This window comes from Pseudomonas oryziphila (assembly GCF_003940825.1).
Classification (GTDB): domain Bacteria; phylum Pseudomonadota; class Gammaproteobacteria; order Pseudomonadales; family Pseudomonadaceae; genus Aquipseudomonas; species Aquipseudomonas sichuanensis.
Window position 1 is genome coordinate 1,744,530 of sequence record NZ_CP034338.1, and the last position, 18,411, is coordinate 1,762,940.

The window sequence follows — 18,411 nt, forward strand, 5'->3', positions numbered from 1 at the left end:
GGCGGATGTCGCGTCCTTGGGAAGTGTACTGCCGTACTGACGACCGGTCAGGCGGGCCCCGCGTGGCTGTCGAGCAGGGCCATGAAGGCCCTGGCCGCGTTCGATAGCGTGCGTTCTGTGTGCAAAATGTAGCCTAGCTGGCGCGACAGCTGTATGCCGGGCAGGGCGATGGACGCCACCTGCTCATCCAGCATAGTACGCGGGAGCACACTCCACGCCAGGCCGATGGAAACCATCATCTTGATGGTTTCCAGGTAGTTGGTGCTCATGGCGATATTCGGCGTCAGGCCCTGGCTTTCGAACAGGCGCTGGACGATGTGATGGGTGAAGGTGTTGCCGCCGGGGAAAACCGCCGGGTGTCGGGCCACGTCGGCCAGGCTGACCTGGCCGCTGCTGGCCAGCGGGTGTTCGGGCGCGGCGACGAAGTCCAGGGCGTCCTCCCAGACCGGGGTCGCCCTGACCAGGTGATGCGGCTCGGGAGCCAGGGTGATTACGGCAATTTCGGCGCGGCCATGGAGAATTTCATCGTAGGCGGCTTCCGAATCCATGAACTGGATATCCAGCGCCACTGCCGGGTGTAGCCGGGTGAACGCCCGCAGCACCGGTGGCAAGCGGTGCAGGCCAATATGGTGGCTGGTGGCCAGGGTCAGGCGACCGCTCACCTCCCCGGTCAGGTTGGTCAGCGCGCGGCGAGTATCATCGAGCACGTTGAGGATCTGATAGGCACGGGGCAGCAGGGCGCGGCCGGCTTCGGTCAGGCTCACTTCCCGCCCCAGCCGGTCGAACAGGCGTACGTCCAGTTGCTGCTCGAGCCCGGCGATGCGTTTGCTGATGGCCGGCTGGGTCAGGAACAGGCGTTCAGCCGCGCCAGAGAAGCTGCCGGTTTCGGCAATCGCGATAAATGCGCTGAGGTTGGCCAGGTCCACGATTCAGATTCCTGATGGTTATGCAAAGCATGAAAATTATGAATTTGAGTTATTCAATCTATCGCCATAGCATCGTCCGTACAAGCCAAGGGGTCTTTGGCATAGAAAGACGCTGATGAGGAACAGTCTGATGGCTGGCAAAACGCTCTACGACAAACTCTGGGAAGCCCATGAGGTCAAGCGCCGCGATGACGGCTCGTCCTTGATCTACATCGACCGCCACATCATCCACGAAGTGACGTCGCCCCAGGCCTTCGAAGGCCTGCGCCTGGCCAATCGCAAGCCGTGGCGCATCGATGCCAACATCGCCACGCCCGACCACAACGTGCCGACCACGCCAGAGCGCAAGGGCGGTATCGAGGCCATCGTCGACCAGGTGTCGCGCCTGCAGGTGCAGACCCTCGATGAGAACTGTGACGAATACGGCATCGTCGAATTCAAGATGAACGACGAACGCCAGGGCATCGTCCACGTCATCAGCCCCGAGCAGGGCGCGACCTTGCCGGGCATGACCGTGGTCTGCGGCGACTCGCACACCTCCACCCACGGCGCCTTTGGTGCCCTGGCCCACGGCATCGGTACCTCCGAGGTCGAGCACGTGCTCGCCACCCAGTGCCTGGTCGCCAAGAAAATGAAGAACATGCTGGTGCGCGTCGAGGGCCAATTGCCTGTCGGCGTCACCGCCAAGGACATCGTCCTTGCCGTGATCGGCAAGATCGGTACCGCCGGCGGCAACGGCCATGCCATGGAGTTCGCCGGCAGCGCCATCCGCGAGCTGTCGATGGAAGGCCGCATGACCATCTGCAACATGTCCATCGAAGCCGGCGCCCGTGTGGGCCTGGTGGCCACCGATGCGACCACCGTCGCCTATGTCGAAGGCCGCCCGTACGCACCGAAAGGCGAGCAGTGGAAGCAAGCGGTCGAGTCGTGGAAAGACCTGGTATCGGATGAAGACGCCGTGTTCGACACCGTGGTCGAGCTGGATGCCAGCCAGATCAAACCGCAAGTCAGCTGGGGCACCTCGCCCGAGATGGTCCTGGCCGTCGATCAGCGCGTGCCGGACCCGGCCGCCGAGGCCGACCTGATCAAGCGTGGCTCGATCGAGCGTGCCTTGAAGTACATGGGGCTCAGCGCTAACCAGGCGATCACCGATATCCAGCTGGATCGCGTGTTCATCGGCTCGTGCACCAACTCGCGCATCGAAGACCTGCGCGCCGCGGCCGAAATCGCCAAGGGGCGCAAGGTCGCCTCCAGCGTCAAGCAGGCGATCGTTGTGCCGGGCTCGGGCCTGGTCAAGGCCCAGGCCGAGCGTGAAGGCCTGGACAAGATCTTCCTCGAAGCCGGCTTTGAATGGCGTGAGCCTGGCTGCTCGATGTGCCTGGCGATGAACCCGGATCGCCTGGAGAGCGGCGAGCACTGCGCGTCCACCTCCAACCGCAACTTCGAAGGCCGCCAGGGCGCCGGTGGTCGTACCCACCTGGTCAGCCCGGCCATGGCCGCCGCCGCCGCGGTGACCGGCCACTTCATCGATGTCCGCGAGTTGATCCAAGGGAGCGCAGCATGAAAGCCTTTACCCAGCACACTGGCCTCGTCGCGCCGTTGGATCGCGCCAACGTCGACACCGACCAGATCATCCCCAAGCAGTTCCTGAAGTCGATCAAGCGCACTGGCTTTGGCCCCAACCTGTTCGACGAGTGGCGCTACCTGGACGTGGGCCAGCCCTACCAGGACAACAGCAAGCGCCCGGTCAACGAAGAGTTCGTGCTCAACCACAAGCGCTACCAAGGTGCCAGCGTGCTGCTGGCGCGTGAGAACTTCGGTTGCGGCTCCAGCCGCGAGCACGCGCCATGGGCGCTGGACGAGTACGGTTTCCGCAGCGTGATCGCGCCGAGCTTTGCCGACATCTTCTTCAACAACAGCTTCAAGAACGGCCTGCTGCCGATCATTCTCGATGCCGCTGAAGTCGACGAGCTGTTCAAGCAGGTCGAAGCCAACCCAGGCTACCAGCTGACCATCGACCTCGATGCCCAGGCCGTGACCCGTCCGGATGGCAAGGTGCTGAAGTTCGAGATCGACGCGTTCCGCAAGCACTGCCTGCTCAATGGCCTCGACGACATCGGCCTGACCCTGCAGGACAGCGACGCGATCAAGGCATTCGAAGGCAAGCACCGCGCCAGCCAGCCTTGGCTGTTCCGTGATGCCTGAAGTTTGTAGGTGACAGTACCGGCCTCTTCGCGGGTAAACCCGCTCCCACAGGAGCAACGCAGCCCTCGCGACCTGTGATTTCTCTGTGGGAGCGGCTTCAGCCGCGAAGAGGCCGGACAGGTAGTAAAAAACCAAAAGGATTGACCCATGACCAGCACCACCCACACCGACGTGGTTCAGCGCCAGTTCGGCGAACAGGCCAGCGCCTACCTCAGCAGCGCCGTGCACGCCCAGGGCAGCGAATTTGCCCTGCTGCAGGCCGAGCTGGCGGGGCAGGGCCATGCCCGTGTGCTGGACCTGGGCTGTGGTGCCGGTCATGTCAGTTTCCACGTCGCACCGCTGGTCGGTGAAGTGGTGGCCTACGACCTCTCGCAGTCGATGCTCGACGTGGTGGCCGCTGCGGCAGCCGAGCGCCGCCTGGGCAACATCACCACCGCGCGTGGCGCCGCCGAACGCCTGCCGTTCGCCGATGCCAGCTTCGACCATGTGTTCAGCCGTTATTCGGCGCACCACTGGAGCGACCTGGGCCTGGCCCTGCGCGAAGTGCGCCGGGTGCTGAAACCGGGCGGGGTGGCGGCCTTCATCGATGTCATGTCGCCAGGCAGCCCGCTGCTCGATACCTACCTGCAGACGGTCGAAGTGCTGCGCGACACCAGCCACGTACGCGACTACAGCGCCGCCGAATGGCAGCGCCAGGTCAGCGAGGCCGGCCTGCATGTGCGCAGCCACACTCGTCAGCGCCTGCGCCTGGAATGGCACTCCTGGGTCGAGCGCATGCGTACCCCCGACCCACTGCGCGTGGCTATCCGCCAGTTGCAGCAAGCCATGGGCGAGGAAGTGCGGCAGTATTACCAGATTGAGGCCGATGGCTCGTTCAGCACCGATGTGCTGGTACTCTGGGCCGAACGCTGATTATTCACGACGGGGCCGAGGCGGCCGCGTCGCTTTGATGGATAGAGGAAAGCATGAGCAAGCAGATTCTGATTCTCCCAGGTGATGGCATCGGCCCGGAAATCATGGCCGAGGCGGTCAAGGTGCTGGAGCTGGCCAACGACAAGTTCCAGCTCGGCTTCAGCCTCGCCCACGACGTGATCGGCGGCGCTGCCATCGACAAGCACGGTGTGCCGCTGGCCGACGAGACCCTGGAGCGTGCACGCCAGGCCGACGCCGTGCTGCTGGGCGCCGTGGGTGGCCCGAAGTGGGACAAGATCGAGCGTGACATCCGCCCTGAGCGCGGCTTGCTGAAGATCCGTTCGCAACTGGGCCTGTTCGCCAACCTGCGTCCGGCCATCCTCTACCCGCAACTGGCCGATGCCTCGTCGCTGAAGCCGGAAATCGTCTCCGGCCTGGACATCCTCATCGTCCGCGAACTGACCGGCGGCATCTACTTCGGTGCTCCGCGCGGCCAGCGCGAACTGGAGGGTGGCGAGCGCCAGGCCTACGACACCCTGCCATACAGCGAAAGCGAAGTGCGCCGCATCGCCCGCGTCGGTTTCGACATGGCCCGCGTGCGTGGCAAGAAGCTGTGCTCGGTGGACAAGGCCAACGTCCTGGCGTCCAGCCAGCTGTGGCGTGAAGTGGTCGAGGACGTGGCCAAGGGTTACCCGGACGTCGAACTGAGCCACATGTACGTCGACAACGCCGCCATGCAGCTGGTGCGCGCGCCCAAGCAGTTCGACGTGATGGTCACCGACAACATGTTCGGCGACATCCTGTCGGATGAAGCTTCCATGCTCACCGGTTCTATCGGCATGCTGCCTTCGGCATCGCTGGATGCCAATAACAAGGGCATGTACGAGCCGTGCCACGGTTCGGCGCCGGACATCGCCGGGCAGGGCATCGCCAACCCGCTGGCGACCATCCTCTCGGTGTCGATGATGCTGCGCTACAGCTTCAATCAGCAGGCAGCGGCCGAGGCCATCGAGCAGGCGGTCAGCCTGGTCCTGGACCAGGGCCTGCGCACCGGTGACATCTGGTCTGCCGGTTGCACCAAAGTCGGTACGCAGGAAATGGGCGACGCAGTAGTCGCAGCGCTGCGGAATCTGTAATCTCTCTGGCCCGCCACCAAAACCTGGTGGCGGCCCACTTTTAGCAAAGGTGTAGTTGCGATGAAACGTGTAGGTCTGATCGGTTGGCGTGGAATGGTCGGTTCCGTGCTCATGCAGCGGATGCTCGAAGAGCAGGACTTCGACCTGATCGAGCCAGTGTTCTTCACCACCTCCAATGTGGGTGGCCAGGGTCCGAACGTGGGCAAGGATATTGCCCCGCTGAAGGACGCCTACAACATTGAAGAGCTCAAGACCCTCGATGTCATCCTGACCTGCCAGGGCGGCGACTACACCAACGAAGTCTTCCCCAAGCTGCGTGAAGCGGGCTGGCAGGGCTACTGGATCGACGCCGCCTCGTCGCTGCGCATGCAGGACGACGCCGTGATCATCCTCGATCCGGTCAACCGCAAGGTCATCGACCAGCAGCTGGATGCCGGCACCAAGAACTACATCGGCGGCAACTGCACCGTCAGCCTGATGCTGATGGGGCTGGGCGGCCTGTTCGAAGCCGGCCTGGTCGAGTGGATGAGCGCCATGACCTACCAGGCGGCCTCGGGTGCCGGCGCGCAGAACATGCGTGAACTGATCAAGCAGATGGGCGCCACCCATGCGGCCGTGGCCGATGACCTGGCCAACCCGGCCAGCGCCATCCTCGACATCGACCGCAAGGTTGCCGAAGCCATGCGTGGCGAAGGCTACCCGACCGAGAACTTCGGCGTGCCGCTGGCCGGCAGCCTGATCCCGTGGATCGACAAGGAACTGCCGAACGGCCAGAGCCGCGAAGAGTGGAAGGCCCAGGCCGAGACCAACAAGATCCTCGGCCGCTTCAAGAGCCCGATCCCGGTTGACGGTATCTGCGTGCGCATCGGTGCCATGCGTTGCCACAGCCAGGCGCTGACCATCAAGCTGAACAAGGATGTGCCGCTGGCCGATATCGAAGGCATGATCAGCCAGCACAACCCTTGGGTGAAGCTGGTGCCGAATCAGCGTGAGATCAGCATGCAGGAGCTGAGCCCTACCAAGGTGACCGGTACGCTGAATATTCCGGTTGGGCGTCTGCGCAAGCTGAACATGGGGTCGCAGTATCTGGGGGCCTTCACTGTGGGTGACCAGCTGCTGTGGGGCGCGGCCGAGCCGCTGCGTCGCATGCTGCGGATTTTGCTGGAGCGTTGATCGTTCTGGGGTGATTTGTGGTTTGAGAGAACCCGTGCCATGAGAGTGGTGCGGGTTTTTTTATGGGGGCTGGGTTAGTTGTTGGTTTGTTGGTTTGTTTTGGAAGTTTTATGCGCATTCATTTGTGATGTCGACGCGTAGTCACCTTTCCGCCCTTACGGCGGCCTACTTTGGTCTTGGCCAAAGTAGGCAAAGCCGCTCGCTCCCATCATACGGCCCCTACGCTGCGCTTCGGGGTCCCTTCGCTCCGGCGTCCTCCGGGCCCGCGCGGCCTCCGACTTGCTGCGCAAGTCTACATCTCGCGCCTTCGGCTGCGCCGAAGGGTGCTGCGCACCAGGGCCCTCCAGACGCCTACGCTCAGCCTCCTGAAGTCGCGAAGTTAGGGGCGGCGCCTGGGCTGGCGTTAGCTGTCGCTAGTTGGATTGGCTGGGAACTCAGGATTGCAATCGCTGGCAAGCCAGCTCCCACAGGTTAGTGCAAACTTTCTGGCTTGCGCTGTACCTGTGGGAGCCGGCTTGCCGGCGATGTGGCCCGAATAAACAACACAGAAACTACAGCCAAACTTAGATAGCCGTATCACTGCTCTTGATCTGCTCTTGATCTGCTCTTGATCTGCTCTTGATCTGCTCTTGATCTGCTTTTGATCTGTTTTTGCTTTTGCTTCTAAGCGCGCAATAGTCCAGGCGACACAAATTGCGACTTCAGGAGGCCGAGTGGAGGTGACTGTAGGGCCCTGGTGCGCAGCACCCTTCGGCGTAGCCGAAGGCGCGAGATGTAGACTTGCGCAGCAAGTCGTAGGCCGCGCGGGCCCGGAAGGCACCGGAGCGAGGGGACCCCGGAGCGCAGCGCAGGGGCCGTATGATGGGAGCAGGCGGCTTTGCCTACTTTGGCCAAGACCAAAGTAGGCCGCCGTAAGGGCGGAAAGGTGACTAAGCGTCGCCATCGCCAACGAATGCGCATACATCTATCAAAACCCACACTCTGAAAGCAGAAGCCGAAGCCAAACCTATCTCCCACCCCACAATCCAAGTAAAGTGCCGCTCCCCGCCGTACCCGCTGAACACAGAAGGAACCCCAGCCATGACCACCCCTGTAGATATCGCCGTAGTAGGCGCCACCGGCGCAGTCGGTGAAACCCTCGTGCAGATCCTCGAGGAACTGTCCTTCCCGGTGGCCACCCTGCACCTGCTGGCCAGCATGGAATCGGCGGGCAGCAGCGTCATGTTCGCCGGCAAGAAGCTCAAAGTCCGTGAAGTGGACAGCTTCGACTTCAAGCAAGTGAAACTGGTGTTCTTCGCCGCCAGCCCCGCCGTCAGCCGTAGCTTCGCACCCAAAGCACAGCAAGCCGGCTGCACCGTGATCGACCTGTCCGGCGTGCTGGACGGGGCCGTGGCGCTGGTGCCGGAAGCCAACGCCGAGCGCATCGCCGACCTGCCGCAGCCAGCCCTCATCACCAGCCCCTGCGCAGGCGCGGTGGCACTGGCCGTGGCGCTGGCGCCCCTCAAGGGCTTGCTCGACATCGAGCGCGTTCAGGTCAACGCTTGCCTGGCCGTTTCGGCCCAGGGCAGGGAGGCGGTCAGCGAGCTGGCCCGGCAAACCGCCGAGCTGCTCAACGCCCGCCCGCTGGAGCCGCGCTTCTTCGACCGCCAGGTGGCCTTCAACCTGCTACCGCAGGTCGGTGCGTCCGACGAGCAGGGCCATACCGCCGTGGAGCGGCGCCTGGTCAGTGAGCTGCGCCAGCTGCTGGGCCTGCCTCAATTGAAGATTTCCGTGTCCTGCATTCAAGTCCCGGTGTTTTTCGGCGATAGCTTCAGTGTGGCGGTGCAGAGCCGTCGCCCGGTCGATCTGGGCGCTGTGAACACCGTACTCGAGGCGGCCGAGAGCATCGAACTGGTAGAGCCAGGCGATTATCCGACCCCGGTAGGTGACGCAGTGGGCCAGGACGTGGTCTATGTTGGTCGTGTACGTCACGGGATAGATGAGGATGAACAGCTCAACCTCTGGCTGACCACCGACAATGTGCGCAAAGGCGCGGCACTCAACGCCGTGCAGGTGGCGCAATTGTTGATTAAACACATGGCGTAAAAGATACTGACCAGCAATTTTGTCCTGCACCACAACAGGGTTTTTGGGACGGTTCTTACAAGGGAAGAGTTCATGCTTCGAATTCGCAAACTGGTACTGGCCATCGCGGCAGCCTCGGCGCTGTCGTCCGGCGTGGCGAATGCCTTGGGGTTGGGGGAGCTGACCCTGAAGTCGGCACAGAACCAGCCACTGGATGCCGAGATCGAACTGCTCGACGTGCGCGACCTCACCGCAACCGAGATGGCGCCAAGCCTGGCGTCGCCGGAGGAGTTCGCCAAGGCCGGGGTGGCTTACCCGACCTACCTCGAAGACCTGACCTTCACCCCCGTGATCAACCCCAATGGCCGCAGCGTGTTGCGCGTCACCTCCAGCAAGGCGTTGCCGGAGCCGGTGGTCAAGTTTCTGGTCCAGGTGATGTGGCCGCAGGGGCGTCTGCTGCGCGACTACAACGTGCTGCTCGATCAGGCCAAGGCCCAGGGCAGCCAGCCCTCCCAGGCCAACATCAACCCAGCGCAAAGCTCCGGCAGCTACACCACCAAGCGTCGTGACACGCTGTGGCAGATTGCTGCGCGCAATACCCAGGGCGGCTCGGTCCAGCAGACCATGCTGGCGATCCAGGCGTTGAACCCGGATGCGTTCATCGGCAACAACATCAACCAGCTCAAGACCGGGCAGGTGCTGCGCCTGCCCGATCAGCAGCAGGTACAGAGCATTGCCCAGGGCGAAGCCAACCGTGAAGTGGCCGAGCAGTACGCCGCCTGGCGTGAAGGCCGACGCCTGGGGCCGCGCGCCCGCCAGTTGGACGCCACCCGTCGTGGCCAGGCCGGCGAGGCCCCGGCGCGTATCGCCCAGGGCGACAACCTGCGCCTGGTGGCCCCCGGCGGCAAAGGCGCCGCTGGCCAGGCCAAGGCACTGAACGACAAGCTTGCCGTGGCCCAGGAAAGCCTGGACACCAGCCGTCGCGACAACGACGAGCTCAAAAGCCGCATGGCCGATCTGCAGAGCCAGCTGGACAAGCTGCAGCGGCTGATCGAACTGAAGAACGACCAACTGGCACGCCTTGAAGCTCAAGGTGCGGCACCGCAGGCACAGCCAGGCGAACCTGCCCCCGCGCAGCCAGCCCTCAACGCCCAGTTGACGCCCGCCGAACCTGTGGTGGCGCCAGCACCTGCTGCGGTCGATACCGCGCCGGCAACCACACCGGCCACCAGCGAAGCACCTGCTGCCCAAGAGCAGGGCGCGCTCGATCAACTGATGGGCAATCCGCTGCTGCTGGGGCTGATTGCCGGCTCGGCGTTCCTCGCCCTGTTACTGTTGCTGCTGCTTTTGGCGCGCAAGCGCAAAGCCCAGCAGGAAGCTGAAAAACACCTGCGTATGGCTCGCGCCCTGTCCGAAGAGGGCGACCGTGCCCCGGACCTGGACCTGCCGCCGGACAGCTTCGACGGCCTGGACGTCTCGGCGCCCAGCGTCACCCTGTCGCCTGCGGTGGTCGCCGCCTCGGCGGCGGCGGCAACGGCTGCCGAGATACCTGCGCCTGCGCCAGCGCCTGCCGCGCCCGCAGTGGACCCGCGCGCCGCGCTGTTCGCCGAGGTAGATGAGAGCCTGGCCCGTGGTCGCCTGAACCATGCCGCCGACCTGCTGGAAGCCGCCGTCGCTTCCGAGCCGCAGCGCAGTGACCTGCGCCTGAAACTGATGGAAGTGTATGCCCGTCAGGGTGACCAGGATGCCTTTGCTGGCCAGGAGCGCAAGCTGGCGCCGGGCGAGCAGAACCAGGCCGAAGTCGCCTCGCTCAAGGAGCGCTTCCCGGCCATGCTCGGCGTCGCGGCGGTGGCGGCTGGTGCCGCAGCCCTGGCTGCCGAGCTGGACGAACAATACGTCCAGGACCTGTTGCAGGACCCGGCGCCGGCTGCCGTCGAAGCCGAGCCTGAGCCGGCAGTGGAGCCCGAAGCCGTTGCCGAGGCCTTCCCGGAGCCAGAGCCTGAACCGGCCCCGGTTGCTGAAGACGACCTGGACAGTGCCTTCGACTTGAGCCTGGGTGATGACCTGCCGGAAGAAGACCCTCTCGATCTGACTTCACTGGAAGAGGCGGTGTCGGCTGCCGCGCTACCTCAGGCCGATGCTGCGCCTGCCGTCAGCGAAACCGATGCCGACGATGATTTTGAAGCTCTGTTGGCTCAGGCGCAGGCTCAGGCACCGGAGCAGCCGCAGGCCCTCGATGACCTGGCCGATTTCGACCTTGATGTGGGTGAGCCAGAGGCCTTGGCCAGCAGCGAGGAGCCGGCGGTGGATGTGGCGGCCGAGTTGGCGGCCTTCGAAGCCATGCCCGAGTTCGACCCGATTTCCGAGCTGGAGCTGCCGGACGACTTCGACCTGTCGCTGTCGCTGGATGACGACTCGCCGGCGGCGCAGAAATTTGCTTCCGAACTGGACGACGTCAACGCCGAGCTCGACAAGCTGTCGCAAAGCCTCGATGCGCCAGACAATGCGCCAAGCTTCACCGCCGAAGACGCCGCCCAGGAGCCGGAGCCGCTGGATGACCTGGACTTCGATTTCTTCTCCGGTACCGACGAAGTGGCCACCAAACTGGATCTGGCGCGTGCCTACATCGACATGGGTGACCACGACGGCGCTCGCGACATCCTTGACGAAGTGGCCAAGGATGGCGATGAGAACCAGCGTCAGGAAGCCAACGAGATGCTCTCGCGCCTGGTCTGATCGCTGAATCGATCGCGGGGCAAGTCGCATCGGCGCACCGCCGCTCCCACAACAGCCCTGTAATGAGGGGCGCGTGGGAGCGGCGGTGCGCCGATGCGACTTGCCCCGCGATCGTTTCGGCCAGCATGCGGTTTGCCGCTATACTGCCCGCCTTTTCGTTTCATCATCAGGTTTCACGTTCTTGGACATCATCGACAACGCCGCCGCCGAATCAGCGGCCGAAGGCTTCACCCGTATCGCCCTGGGCGTGGAATACAAAGGTTCGCGCTACCGCGGCTGGCAGCGCCAGGCCAGTGGTGTGCCCAGCGTCCAGCAAGCGCTCGAGCAGGCGCTGTCGAAGGTGGCCAATGAACCGATCAGCGTGATCTGTGCCGGGCGCACCGACGCCGGGGTGCATGGCTGCGGGCAGATCGTGCATTTCGATACCCAGGCCGTGCGCGATGAACGCGCCTGGACCCTGGGCACCAACTTCAACCTGCCCCACGACATCAGCGTGGTCTGGTCCAGGCCAATGCCTGCGGATTTCCATGCCCGCTTCAAAGCCAATGCGCGGCGCTACCGCTATGTCATCTACAACGACCCGATCCGTCCGGCCCACCTTGCCGAGGAAGTGACCTGGAACCATCGGCCGCTGGATGTCACGCGCATGGCCGAAGCCGCACAGTACCTGCTCGGCACCCATGACTTCAGCGCCTTCCGCGCCAGCCAGTGCCAGGCCAAGTCGCCGGTCAAGCACATCCATCACCTGCGCGTTACCCGCCATGGCCAGATGATCGTGATCGATGTGCGTGCCACCGCCTTCCTCCATCACATGGTGCGCAACATCGCCGGCGTGCTGATGGCCATCGGTACCGGCGAACGCCCGGTGGAATGGGCTCGCGAGGTGCTCGAGGGGCGTGATCGCCGCGCGGCGGGGGTGACCGCGCACCCTTATGGGCTGTACCTGGTGAAGGTGGAGTACCCGCCCGAGTACGAGCTGCCGCAGCGTTACATCGGCCCACACTTTCTCACCGGTTTCGAGGCGTTGCTGGACTGACGGAGCAAAGGTCATTTGCTACCATCGGCGCTTTCATCGATCACTCAAGGTTCGCTGTCCATGAGCAAGGTTCGCAGCAAGATCTGCGGGATTACCCGCATCGAGGACGCCCTCGCCGCTGTCGAGGCCGGCGCCGATGCCATCGGCCTGGTGTTCTATGAAAAAAGCCCGCGTGCCGTGGACGTACGCAAGGCCCGGGCGATCGTCGAGGCCTTGCCGCCCTTCGTGACGACCGTAGGCCTGTTCGTCAATGCCTCGCGCTGCGAACTGAACGAGATCCTCGAAGTCGTTCAACTGGACCTGCTACAGTTCCACGGCGATGAGAGCCCGGCTGATTGCGAGGGTTACCATCGCCCCTGGATCAAGGCCCTGCGTGTACGGCCCGGCGATGACCTCGAGGCGGCCTGCAAGCACTACGCCGGCGCCCGCGGCATCCTGCTGGACGCTTATGTGCCCGGCATCCCGGGGGGAACCGGCGAAGCGTTCGACTGGTCTTTGATACCGCAACACCTGAGCAAACCGATCATCCTGGCTGGCGGCCTGTCGGCCGATAATGTCGCCGAGGCCATCCGCCAGGTGCGCCCGTACGCGGTGGATGTCAGTGGCGGCGTGGAGCAGGTCAAGGGCATCAAGGATGCCGTGAAGATCGAGGCCTTCATGCAGGCAGTGCGCCAGGCGTGATGGTGGATGTGACGGCTGGCCGCGCGCCATCGTCCATAGGTTTCGCAGCCCGATGCTGCCAGGCCGCGCCTGCAAGGCAGCGGCTCAGGCCATCGGCGTAATTATTGGAGGTGGGGCGGTACATGGCGCAGTCATGGCCGGCCCATCGTCGTTTCAAAGCAGAATTTGAGCTCAAGGGCAGGGTGGGGCAGGCAATGCCTCCCGCCCGCCATTACTGGAGAAAGAAAGCATGAGCAACTGGTTGGTAGACAAACTGATCCCTTCGATCATGCGTTCCGAGGTGAAGAAGAGCTCGGTGCCCGAAGGGCTGTGGCACAAGTGCCCGTCCTGCGAGGCCGTGCTTTACCGTCCGGAGCTGGAAAAGACCCTCGATGTCTGCCCCAAGTGCAACCACCACATGCGCATCGGCGCACGTGCGCGCATCGACATCTTCCTCGACCAGGACGGCCGTGCCGAACTGGGTGCCGACCTGGAACCGGTCGATCGCCTGAAGTTCCGTGACGGCAAGAAGTACAAGGACCGCCTGACCGCTGCCCAGAAGCAGACCGGCGAGAAAGACGCACTGATCTCCATGAGCGGTACCCTGATGGGCATGCCGATCGTGGTCAGCGCCTTCGAATTCTCCTTCATGGGTGGTTCGATGGGTGCCATCGTCGGCGAACGCTTCGTGCGCGCTGCCAACTACGCCCTGGAGAACCGTTGCCCGATGGTGTGCTTCTCCGCCTCCGGTGGTGCGCGCATGCAGGAAGCGCTGATCTCGCTGATGCAGATGGCCAAGACCTCGGCGGTGCTGGCGCGCCTGCGTGAAGAAGGCATCCCGTTCATTTCGGTGCTGACCGACCCGGTCTATGGCGGTGTTTCCGCCAGCCTGGCAATGCTCGGCGACGTGATCGTCGGCGAGCCCAAGGCACTGATCGGTTTCGCCGGCCCGCGGGTCATCGAGCAGACCGTGCGCGAGAAACTGCCAGAAGGCTTCCAGCGCAGCGAGTTCCTGCTGGAGCATGGCGCCATCGACCTGATCATCTCCCGTGACCAGTTGCGTCCGCGCCTGGCGCGCCTGTTGGCCCAGATGACCGGCCAGGCAACCCCGGCAGAAGCCCGTGAGGCGGCTGCGGTAGCGTGATGAGCCAGCGCAACCTGGGCGAGTGGCTCGCCTACCTCGAACAGTTGCACCCTACGGCCATCGACATGGGCCTGGAGCGTTCCCAGCGGGTGCTGGCGCGCCTGCAGTTGGGCAAGCTGGCGCCTCGCGTGGTGACGGTCACCGGCACCAACGGCAAAGGTTCCACCTGTGCTTTCGTGGCCTCGCTGCTGCGCGCCCAGGGGCTCAAGGTCGGGGTTTACAGTTCACCGCACCTGTTGCGTTACAACGAGCGCGTGCTCATCGATGGCGTCGAAGCCAGCGATGAGCAGCTGTGCGAAGCCTTTGTCGCCGTCGAGGCGGCGCGCGGCGATACCTCGCTGACCTATTTCGAGATGGGTACCCTGGCGGCGTTCTGGCTGTTCAGCCAGTCGCAACTGGATGCCGTGGTGCTCGAGGTAGGCCTGGGCGGCCGGCTGGATACGGTCAATGTGGTGGATGCCGACATTTCGCTGGTCACCAGTATCGGTGTCGATCATGTCGACTACCTGGGGAACACCCGCGAATTGGTGGCCTTCGAGAAGGCCGGGATCTTCCGCCAGGGCAAGCCGGCCCTGTGCGGTGATCTGGATCCGCCGCAACCCTTGTTGGACAAAGCGAGCGAGCTGGCTTGCCCGTTGTTCCTGCGCGGGCGCGACTTCGACCTGGCCAGTACCGACGACCACTGGCATTGGCGCGGCAGCAAGGCCGACGGAACGCAGCTTGAGTTGCGCGACCTGCCGTTGCTCGACCTGCCCATGGAGAACGCAGCGCTGGCCCTGCAGGCTTTTGCGCTGATGGGCCTGCCGTGGGATGAGGCGCTGGTTAAGCAGGCGCTGCTGGACACCCGTATCACCGGTCGGCTGGATCGGCGCTCGCTGGTATTCAAGGGCAAGCGCGTTGAGTTGCTGCTGGATGTGGGCCACAACCCGCATGCGGCCGAGTATTTGGCGCGTCGCCTGGCGGCCCGCCCGCCGAAGGGTCGGCGCCTGGCTGTTTTCGGTCTGTTGGCCGACAAGGATCTGCAGGGCGTAATCGAGCCTTTGCAGGGATTGGTCGGGCATTGGGCAGTGGCGCCGCTGGATACGCCGCGCAGCCGCCCGGCTGAGGAACTGGCCAAGGTCTTGACGAACCTCGGTGCGACAGTGAAGTCTCACCCCAGCGTCGATGCTGCCCTCGAAGGGCAGTGCGCCCAGGCGACGGCGGATGACCAGATCCTGCTGTTCGGTTCGTTTTTCTGCGTCGGCGAGGCGCTGGCCTGGCTTGAACGGCAGGCCCCAGAGGATGGAGTAGATGGCAGTGCTGGATAAAGGGATGAAGCAGCGCATGGTCGGTGCGCTGGTGCTGGTGGCGCTGGCGGTGATCTTCCTGCCGATGCTGTTCACCCGCGAGGACGAGATGCGTCAGGTGCGCGTCGAGGCGCCCCAGGCGCCAGCCATGCCGAGCCTGCCTCAGGTGCAGGTCGAGCCGGTGCAGGTGCCGGAGCCGCAACCATTGCCGGAGCAGGTTGATCCAGCGCCTGTGGTGATCGATGAATCGACGGCGCCAGCGACCACGCCAAGCCAGCCTATCGCGCCAGCGCCTCAGGCCCAGGTAGCTGTTGCGCCCAAGCCGCAGACGCCGGTGCCGACGCCAAAGGTTGAAACCCGTCCAGCGCCTGCGCCTGCGCCGGCACCTGCCCCGGCAGTCACGGCGGCGGCGAGCAAGCCGGCCACGCCAGGCAAGATCGACGTCAACGGCCTGCCGGTGAGCTGGTCGATCCAGCTGGCCAGCCTGTCCAACCGCGCCGGTGCCGAAAAGCTGCAGAACACCCTGCGTAGCCAGGGCTACAACGCCTACATCCGTTCGGCCGGTGGTATGAACAGGGTGTATGTGGGGCCGTTGATCGAGCGCGCCGAGGCCGAGCGCGTGCGTGACGTGATCAATCGCCAGCAGAATCTCAAGGGGATTCTGGTGCGCTTCCAGCCGGAGCGCGGCTGAAACCATCGCGGGGCAAGCCCTGAAGGGCTTGTGAGTGCATTGTAGGAGCGGCCTTGTGTCGCGAAAGGGGCGCGAAGCGGCCCCAGTTTTCAGCTACGCAACAAAAATCGCCGGGGCTGCTGCGCAGCCCTTTCGCGGCACAAGGCCGCTCCTACAAAGGGCGTGCAAGTTGATTGTGTGGCTGGCTCGGCAGGCGCTACGCTCCGAACGGCAAGGCGCAAAGCTGTCCCTGGAGTCAGCCTGCAGCCCTTCAAACACCTGACATTCCGCTTACCCCAAGCCCTCCGCTCTGGTAAAATGCGCCGCCTCAAACGTCGGCAGGCAGCACCGTGGCATTTACCTGGGTTGATTGGGCGATCATCGCGATCATCGCCGTTTCCTCACTGATCAGTCTTAAGCGCGGCTTCGTCAAGGAAGCTCTGTCTCTGGTCATCTGGATTGTCGCCGGGGCGCTGGCCTGGATGTTCGGTGGCTCGCTCTCGGTCTATCTCGAAAGCTACATCCAGACGCCCTCGATGCGCACCATCGCCGGCTGCGCCATTCTTTTCGTCGCCACCTTGCTGGTGGGGGCAATGCTCAACTTCCTCATCGGCGAGCTGATTCGCGTGACCGGGTTGTCCGGCACCGATCGCTTCCTCGGCACGGCCTTCGGCGCCGCGCGTGGGGCCTTGCTGGTGGTGGTGGCTGTCGGGCTGCTCAGCCTGGGGCCGGTACAACAGGATCCGTGGTGGCAGGAATCACGCCTGATACCACAATTTCTATTGGTAGCCGACTGGTCGAAAAACCTGATTCTCGGGTTCACCGGCCAGTGGATGTCCAGTGGGGTCAGCGCACCCGTTGACCTTCCGTTCAAGGAACAGCTGCTCGGGCCTGCAAAGCCCTGAGCGCTATTCACTCAAGTTTCATCAAAGTAGGGGTTGCGTCGCATGTGTGGCATCGTCGGTATCGTCGGTAAGTCGAACGTCAATCAGGCGCTGTATGACGCGCTTACGGTCCTCCAGCACCGCGGCCAGGACGCTGCCGGTATCGTGACCAGCCATGACGGCCGGTTGTTCCTGCGCAAGGATAATGGCCTGGTGCGCGACGTCTTCCAGCAGCGCCACATGCAGCGCCTGGTCGGCAGCATCGGTATCGGTCATGTGCGTTACCCGACCGCCGGCAGCTCCACCTCGGCCGAGGCCCAGCCGTTCTATGTCAACTCGCCGTACGGCATCACCCTGGCGCACAACGGCAACCTGACCAACGTCGAGCAGCTGGCCAAGGAGATCTACGAGTCCGACCTGCGTCACGTCAACACCAACTCCGACTCCGAAGTGCTGCTGAACGTGTTCGCCCATGAGCTGGCGGTGCGCGGCAAGCTGCAGCCTACCCAGGAAGACGTGTTCGCCGCGGTGTCCCACGTGCACAGCCGCTGCGTCGGCGGTTACGCGGTGGTGGCGATGATCACCGGCTACGGCATCGTCGGTTTCCGTGACCCCAACGGCATCCGTCCGGTGGTGTTCGGCCAGCGTCACACCGACGAAGGCGTCGAATACATGATCGCCTCGGAAAGCGTCGCGCTCGACGTGCTCGGCTTCACCCTGATCCGTGACCTGGCGCCAGGCGAAGCGGTGTACATCACCGAAGAAGGCCAACTGTTCACCCAGCAGTGCGCGAACAACCCCAAGCTGCAGCCATGCATCTTCGAGCACGTCTACCTGGCCCGCCCTGACTCGATCATCGACGGCGTCTCGGTGTACAAGGCGCGCCTGCGCATGGGCGAGAAACTGGCCGAGAAGATCCAGCGCGAGCGCCCGGACCATGACATCGACGTGGTCATCCCGATCCCGGACACCAGCCGCACCGCCGCGCTGGAGCTGGCCAACCACCTGGGCGTGAAGTTCCGCGAAGGCTTCGTCAAGAACCGCTACATCGGCCGTACCTTCATCATGCCCGGCCAGGCTGCGCGCAAGAAATCGGTGCGCCAGAAGCTCAACGCCATCGAGCTGGAATTCCGCGGCAAGAACGTGATGCTGGTGGACGACTCGATCGTGCGCGGCACCACCTGCAAGCAGATCATCCAGATGGCTCGCGAAGCCGGCGCCAAGAACGTCTACTTCTGCTCCGCGGCACCTGCGGTGCGCTACCCCAACGTCTACGGCATCGACATGCCGAGCGCTCACGAACTGATCGCCCACAACCGTACCACCGAACAGGTGGCCGAGTTGATCGGCGCCGACTGGCTGATTTACCAGGACCTGCCGGACCTGATCGAATCGGTCGGTGGCGGCAAGATCAAGATCGAGCACTTCGATTGCGCGGTGTTCAACGGTGAGTACGTCACCGGCGACATCGACGACGCCTACCTCGAGCGCATCGAGCAGGCCCGTAACGACCTGGCCAAGGTGAAGACCCAGGCAGTCAGCGCGATCATCGACCTGTACAACAACTGACTTTGGGAGC

Annotated in this window: 15 protein-coding genes; 14 read left to right on the forward strand and 1 reads right to left on the reverse strand. The window is 63.9% G+C overall.

The window, feature by feature from the left end:
- Positions 1-47: 47 nt before the first annotated feature.
- On the reverse strand, positions 48-926 hold the full coding sequence (locus tag EJA05_RS08300) for a LysR family transcriptional regulator (RefSeq protein WP_125857912.1): 879 nt from the start codon (positions 924-926) through the stop codon (positions 48-50).
- A 130-nt stretch (positions 927-1,056) separates the two neighbouring features.
- On the opposite strand from EJA05_RS08300, the gene leuC reads away from it, so the two are divergent.
- From leuC to purF, 14 genes are all read left to right on the forward strand, one after another.
- Positions 1,057-2,490, forward strand: a complete 1,434-nt coding sequence (leuC, locus tag EJA05_RS08305; RefSeq protein ID WP_125463254.1) for a 3-isopropylmalate dehydratase large subunit — start codon at positions 1,057-1,059, stop codon at positions 2,488-2,490.
- Positions 2,487-3,131, forward strand: coding sequence for a 3-isopropylmalate dehydratase small subunit (gene leuD, locus EJA05_RS08310; protein ID WP_125463255.1), 645 nt, complete (start codon positions 2,487-2,489; stop codon positions 3,129-3,131). Before leuC ends, leuD begins: the two co-directional genes overlap by 4 nt.
- A 147-nt stretch (positions 3,132-3,278) precedes the next feature.
- Positions 3,279-4,043, forward strand: coding sequence for a class I SAM-dependent methyltransferase (locus EJA05_RS08315; RefSeq protein ID WP_125857913.1), 765 nt, complete (start codon positions 3,279-3,281; stop codon positions 4,041-4,043).
- Positions 4,044-4,096: 53 nt separating this feature from the next.
- Positions 4,097-5,179: a 3-isopropylmalate dehydrogenase gene (gene leuB / locus EJA05_RS08320; protein ID WP_110996458.1), complete on the forward strand. Its 1,083-nt coding sequence runs from the start codon at positions 4,097-4,099 to the stop codon at positions 5,177-5,179.
- A gap of 60 nt (positions 5,180-5,239) precedes the next feature.
- Positions 5,240-6,352, forward strand: a complete 1,113-nt coding sequence (asd, locus tag EJA05_RS08325) for an aspartate-semialdehyde dehydrogenase (protein WP_125463257.1) — start codon at positions 5,240-5,242, stop codon at positions 6,350-6,352.
- A 1,080-nt stretch (positions 6,353-7,432) separates the two neighbouring features.
- Positions 7,433-8,437 carry an aspartate-semialdehyde dehydrogenase gene (locus EJA05_RS08330; protein WP_125857914.1) on the forward strand — a complete coding sequence of 335 codons (1,005 nt, stop codon included), beginning with the start codon at positions 7,433-7,435 and terminating at the stop codon, positions 8,435-8,437.
- Between the two features lie 72 nt (positions 8,438-8,509).
- Positions 8,510-11,152, forward strand: coding sequence for a FimV/HubP family polar landmark protein (locus EJA05_RS08335; protein WP_125857915.1), 2,643 nt, complete (start codon positions 8,510-8,512; stop codon positions 11,150-11,152).
- A 181-nt stretch (positions 11,153-11,333) separates the two neighbouring features.
- Positions 11,334-12,188: a tRNA pseudouridine(38-40) synthase TruA gene (truA, locus tag EJA05_RS08340; protein ID WP_125463260.1), complete on the forward strand. Its 855-nt coding sequence runs from the start codon at positions 11,334-11,336 to the stop codon at positions 12,186-12,188.
- 60 nt (positions 12,189-12,248) lie between these two features.
- On the forward strand, positions 12,249-12,869 hold the full coding sequence (locus EJA05_RS08345) for a phosphoribosylanthranilate isomerase (protein ID WP_125857916.1): 621 nt from the start codon (positions 12,249-12,251) through the stop codon (positions 12,867-12,869).
- Positions 12,870-13,098: 229 nt separating this feature from the next.
- Positions 13,099-13,992, forward strand: coding sequence for an acetyl-CoA carboxylase, carboxyltransferase subunit beta (accD, locus tag EJA05_RS08350; RefSeq protein WP_125857917.1), 894 nt, complete (start codon positions 13,099-13,101; stop codon positions 13,990-13,992).
- A complete protein-coding gene (folC, locus tag EJA05_RS08355) occupies positions 13,992-15,299 on the forward strand; it encodes a bifunctional tetrahydrofolate synthase/dihydrofolate synthase (protein WP_125857918.1) in 1,308 nt (435 codons plus the stop codon). Before accD ends, folC begins: the two co-directional genes overlap by 1 nt.
- Positions 15,283-15,969, forward strand: coding sequence for an SPOR domain-containing protein (locus EJA05_RS08360; RefSeq protein WP_125463264.1), 687 nt, complete (start codon positions 15,283-15,285; stop codon positions 15,967-15,969). Before folC ends, EJA05_RS08360 begins: the two co-directional genes overlap by 17 nt.
- A gap of 329 nt (positions 15,970-16,298) precedes the next feature.
- Positions 16,299-16,853 carry a CvpA family protein gene (locus tag EJA05_RS08370; protein ID WP_125463266.1) on the forward strand — a complete coding sequence of 185 codons (555 nt, stop codon included), beginning with the start codon at positions 16,299-16,301 and terminating at the stop codon, positions 16,851-16,853.
- Between the two features lie 42 nt (positions 16,854-16,895).
- Positions 16,896-18,401, forward strand: coding sequence for an amidophosphoribosyltransferase (gene purF / locus EJA05_RS08375; RefSeq protein WP_110995844.1), 1,506 nt, complete (start codon positions 16,896-16,898; stop codon positions 18,399-18,401).
- The last annotated feature ends 10 nt before the right edge of the window (positions 18,402-18,411 follow it).

What these genes read in the sequence shown, in the direction of transcription:
- EJA05_RS08345 (WP_125857916.1), top strand. Translation starts at nt 12,249, where the DNA reads ATGAGCAAGGTTCGCAGCAAGATCTGCGGGATTACCCGCATCGAGGAC.
- purF (WP_110995844.1), top strand. Translation starts at nt 16,896, where the DNA reads ATGTGTGGCATCGTCGGTATCGTCGGTAAGTCGAACGTCAATCAGGCG.
- EJA05_RS08315 (WP_125857913.1), top strand. Translation starts at nt 3,279, where the DNA reads ATGACCAGCACCACCCACACCGACGTGGTTCAGCGCCAGTTCGGCGAA.
- accD (WP_125857917.1), top strand. Translation starts at nt 13,099, where the DNA reads ATGAGCAACTGGTTGGTAGACAAACTGATCCCTTCGATCATGCGTTCC.
- leuB (WP_110996458.1), top strand. Translation starts at nt 4,097, where the DNA reads ATGAGCAAGCAGATTCTGATTCTCCCAGGTGATGGCATCGGCCCGGAA.
- leuD (WP_125463255.1), top strand. Translation starts at nt 2,487, where the DNA reads ATGAAAGCCTTTACCCAGCACACTGGCCTCGTCGCGCCGTTGGATCGC.
- EJA05_RS08335 (WP_125857915.1), top strand. Translation starts at nt 8,510, where the DNA reads ATGCTTCGAATTCGCAAACTGGTACTGGCCATCGCGGCAGCCTCGGCG.
- EJA05_RS08360 (WP_125463264.1), top strand. Translation starts at nt 15,283, where the DNA reads ATGGCAGTGCTGGATAAAGGGATGAAGCAGCGCATGGTCGGTGCGCTG.
- EJA05_RS08330 (WP_125857914.1), top strand. Translation starts at nt 7,433, where the DNA reads ATGACCACCCCTGTAGATATCGCCGTAGTAGGCGCCACCGGCGCAGTC.
- asd (WP_125463257.1), top strand. Translation starts at nt 5,240, where the DNA reads ATGAAACGTGTAGGTCTGATCGGTTGGCGTGGAATGGTCGGTTCCGTG.
- folC (WP_125857918.1), top strand. Translation starts at nt 13,992, where the DNA reads ATGAGCCAGCGCAACCTGGGCGAGTGGCTCGCCTACCTCGAACAGTTG.
- leuC (WP_125463254.1), top strand. Translation starts at nt 1,057, where the DNA reads ATGGCTGGCAAAACGCTCTACGACAAACTCTGGGAAGCCCATGAGGTC.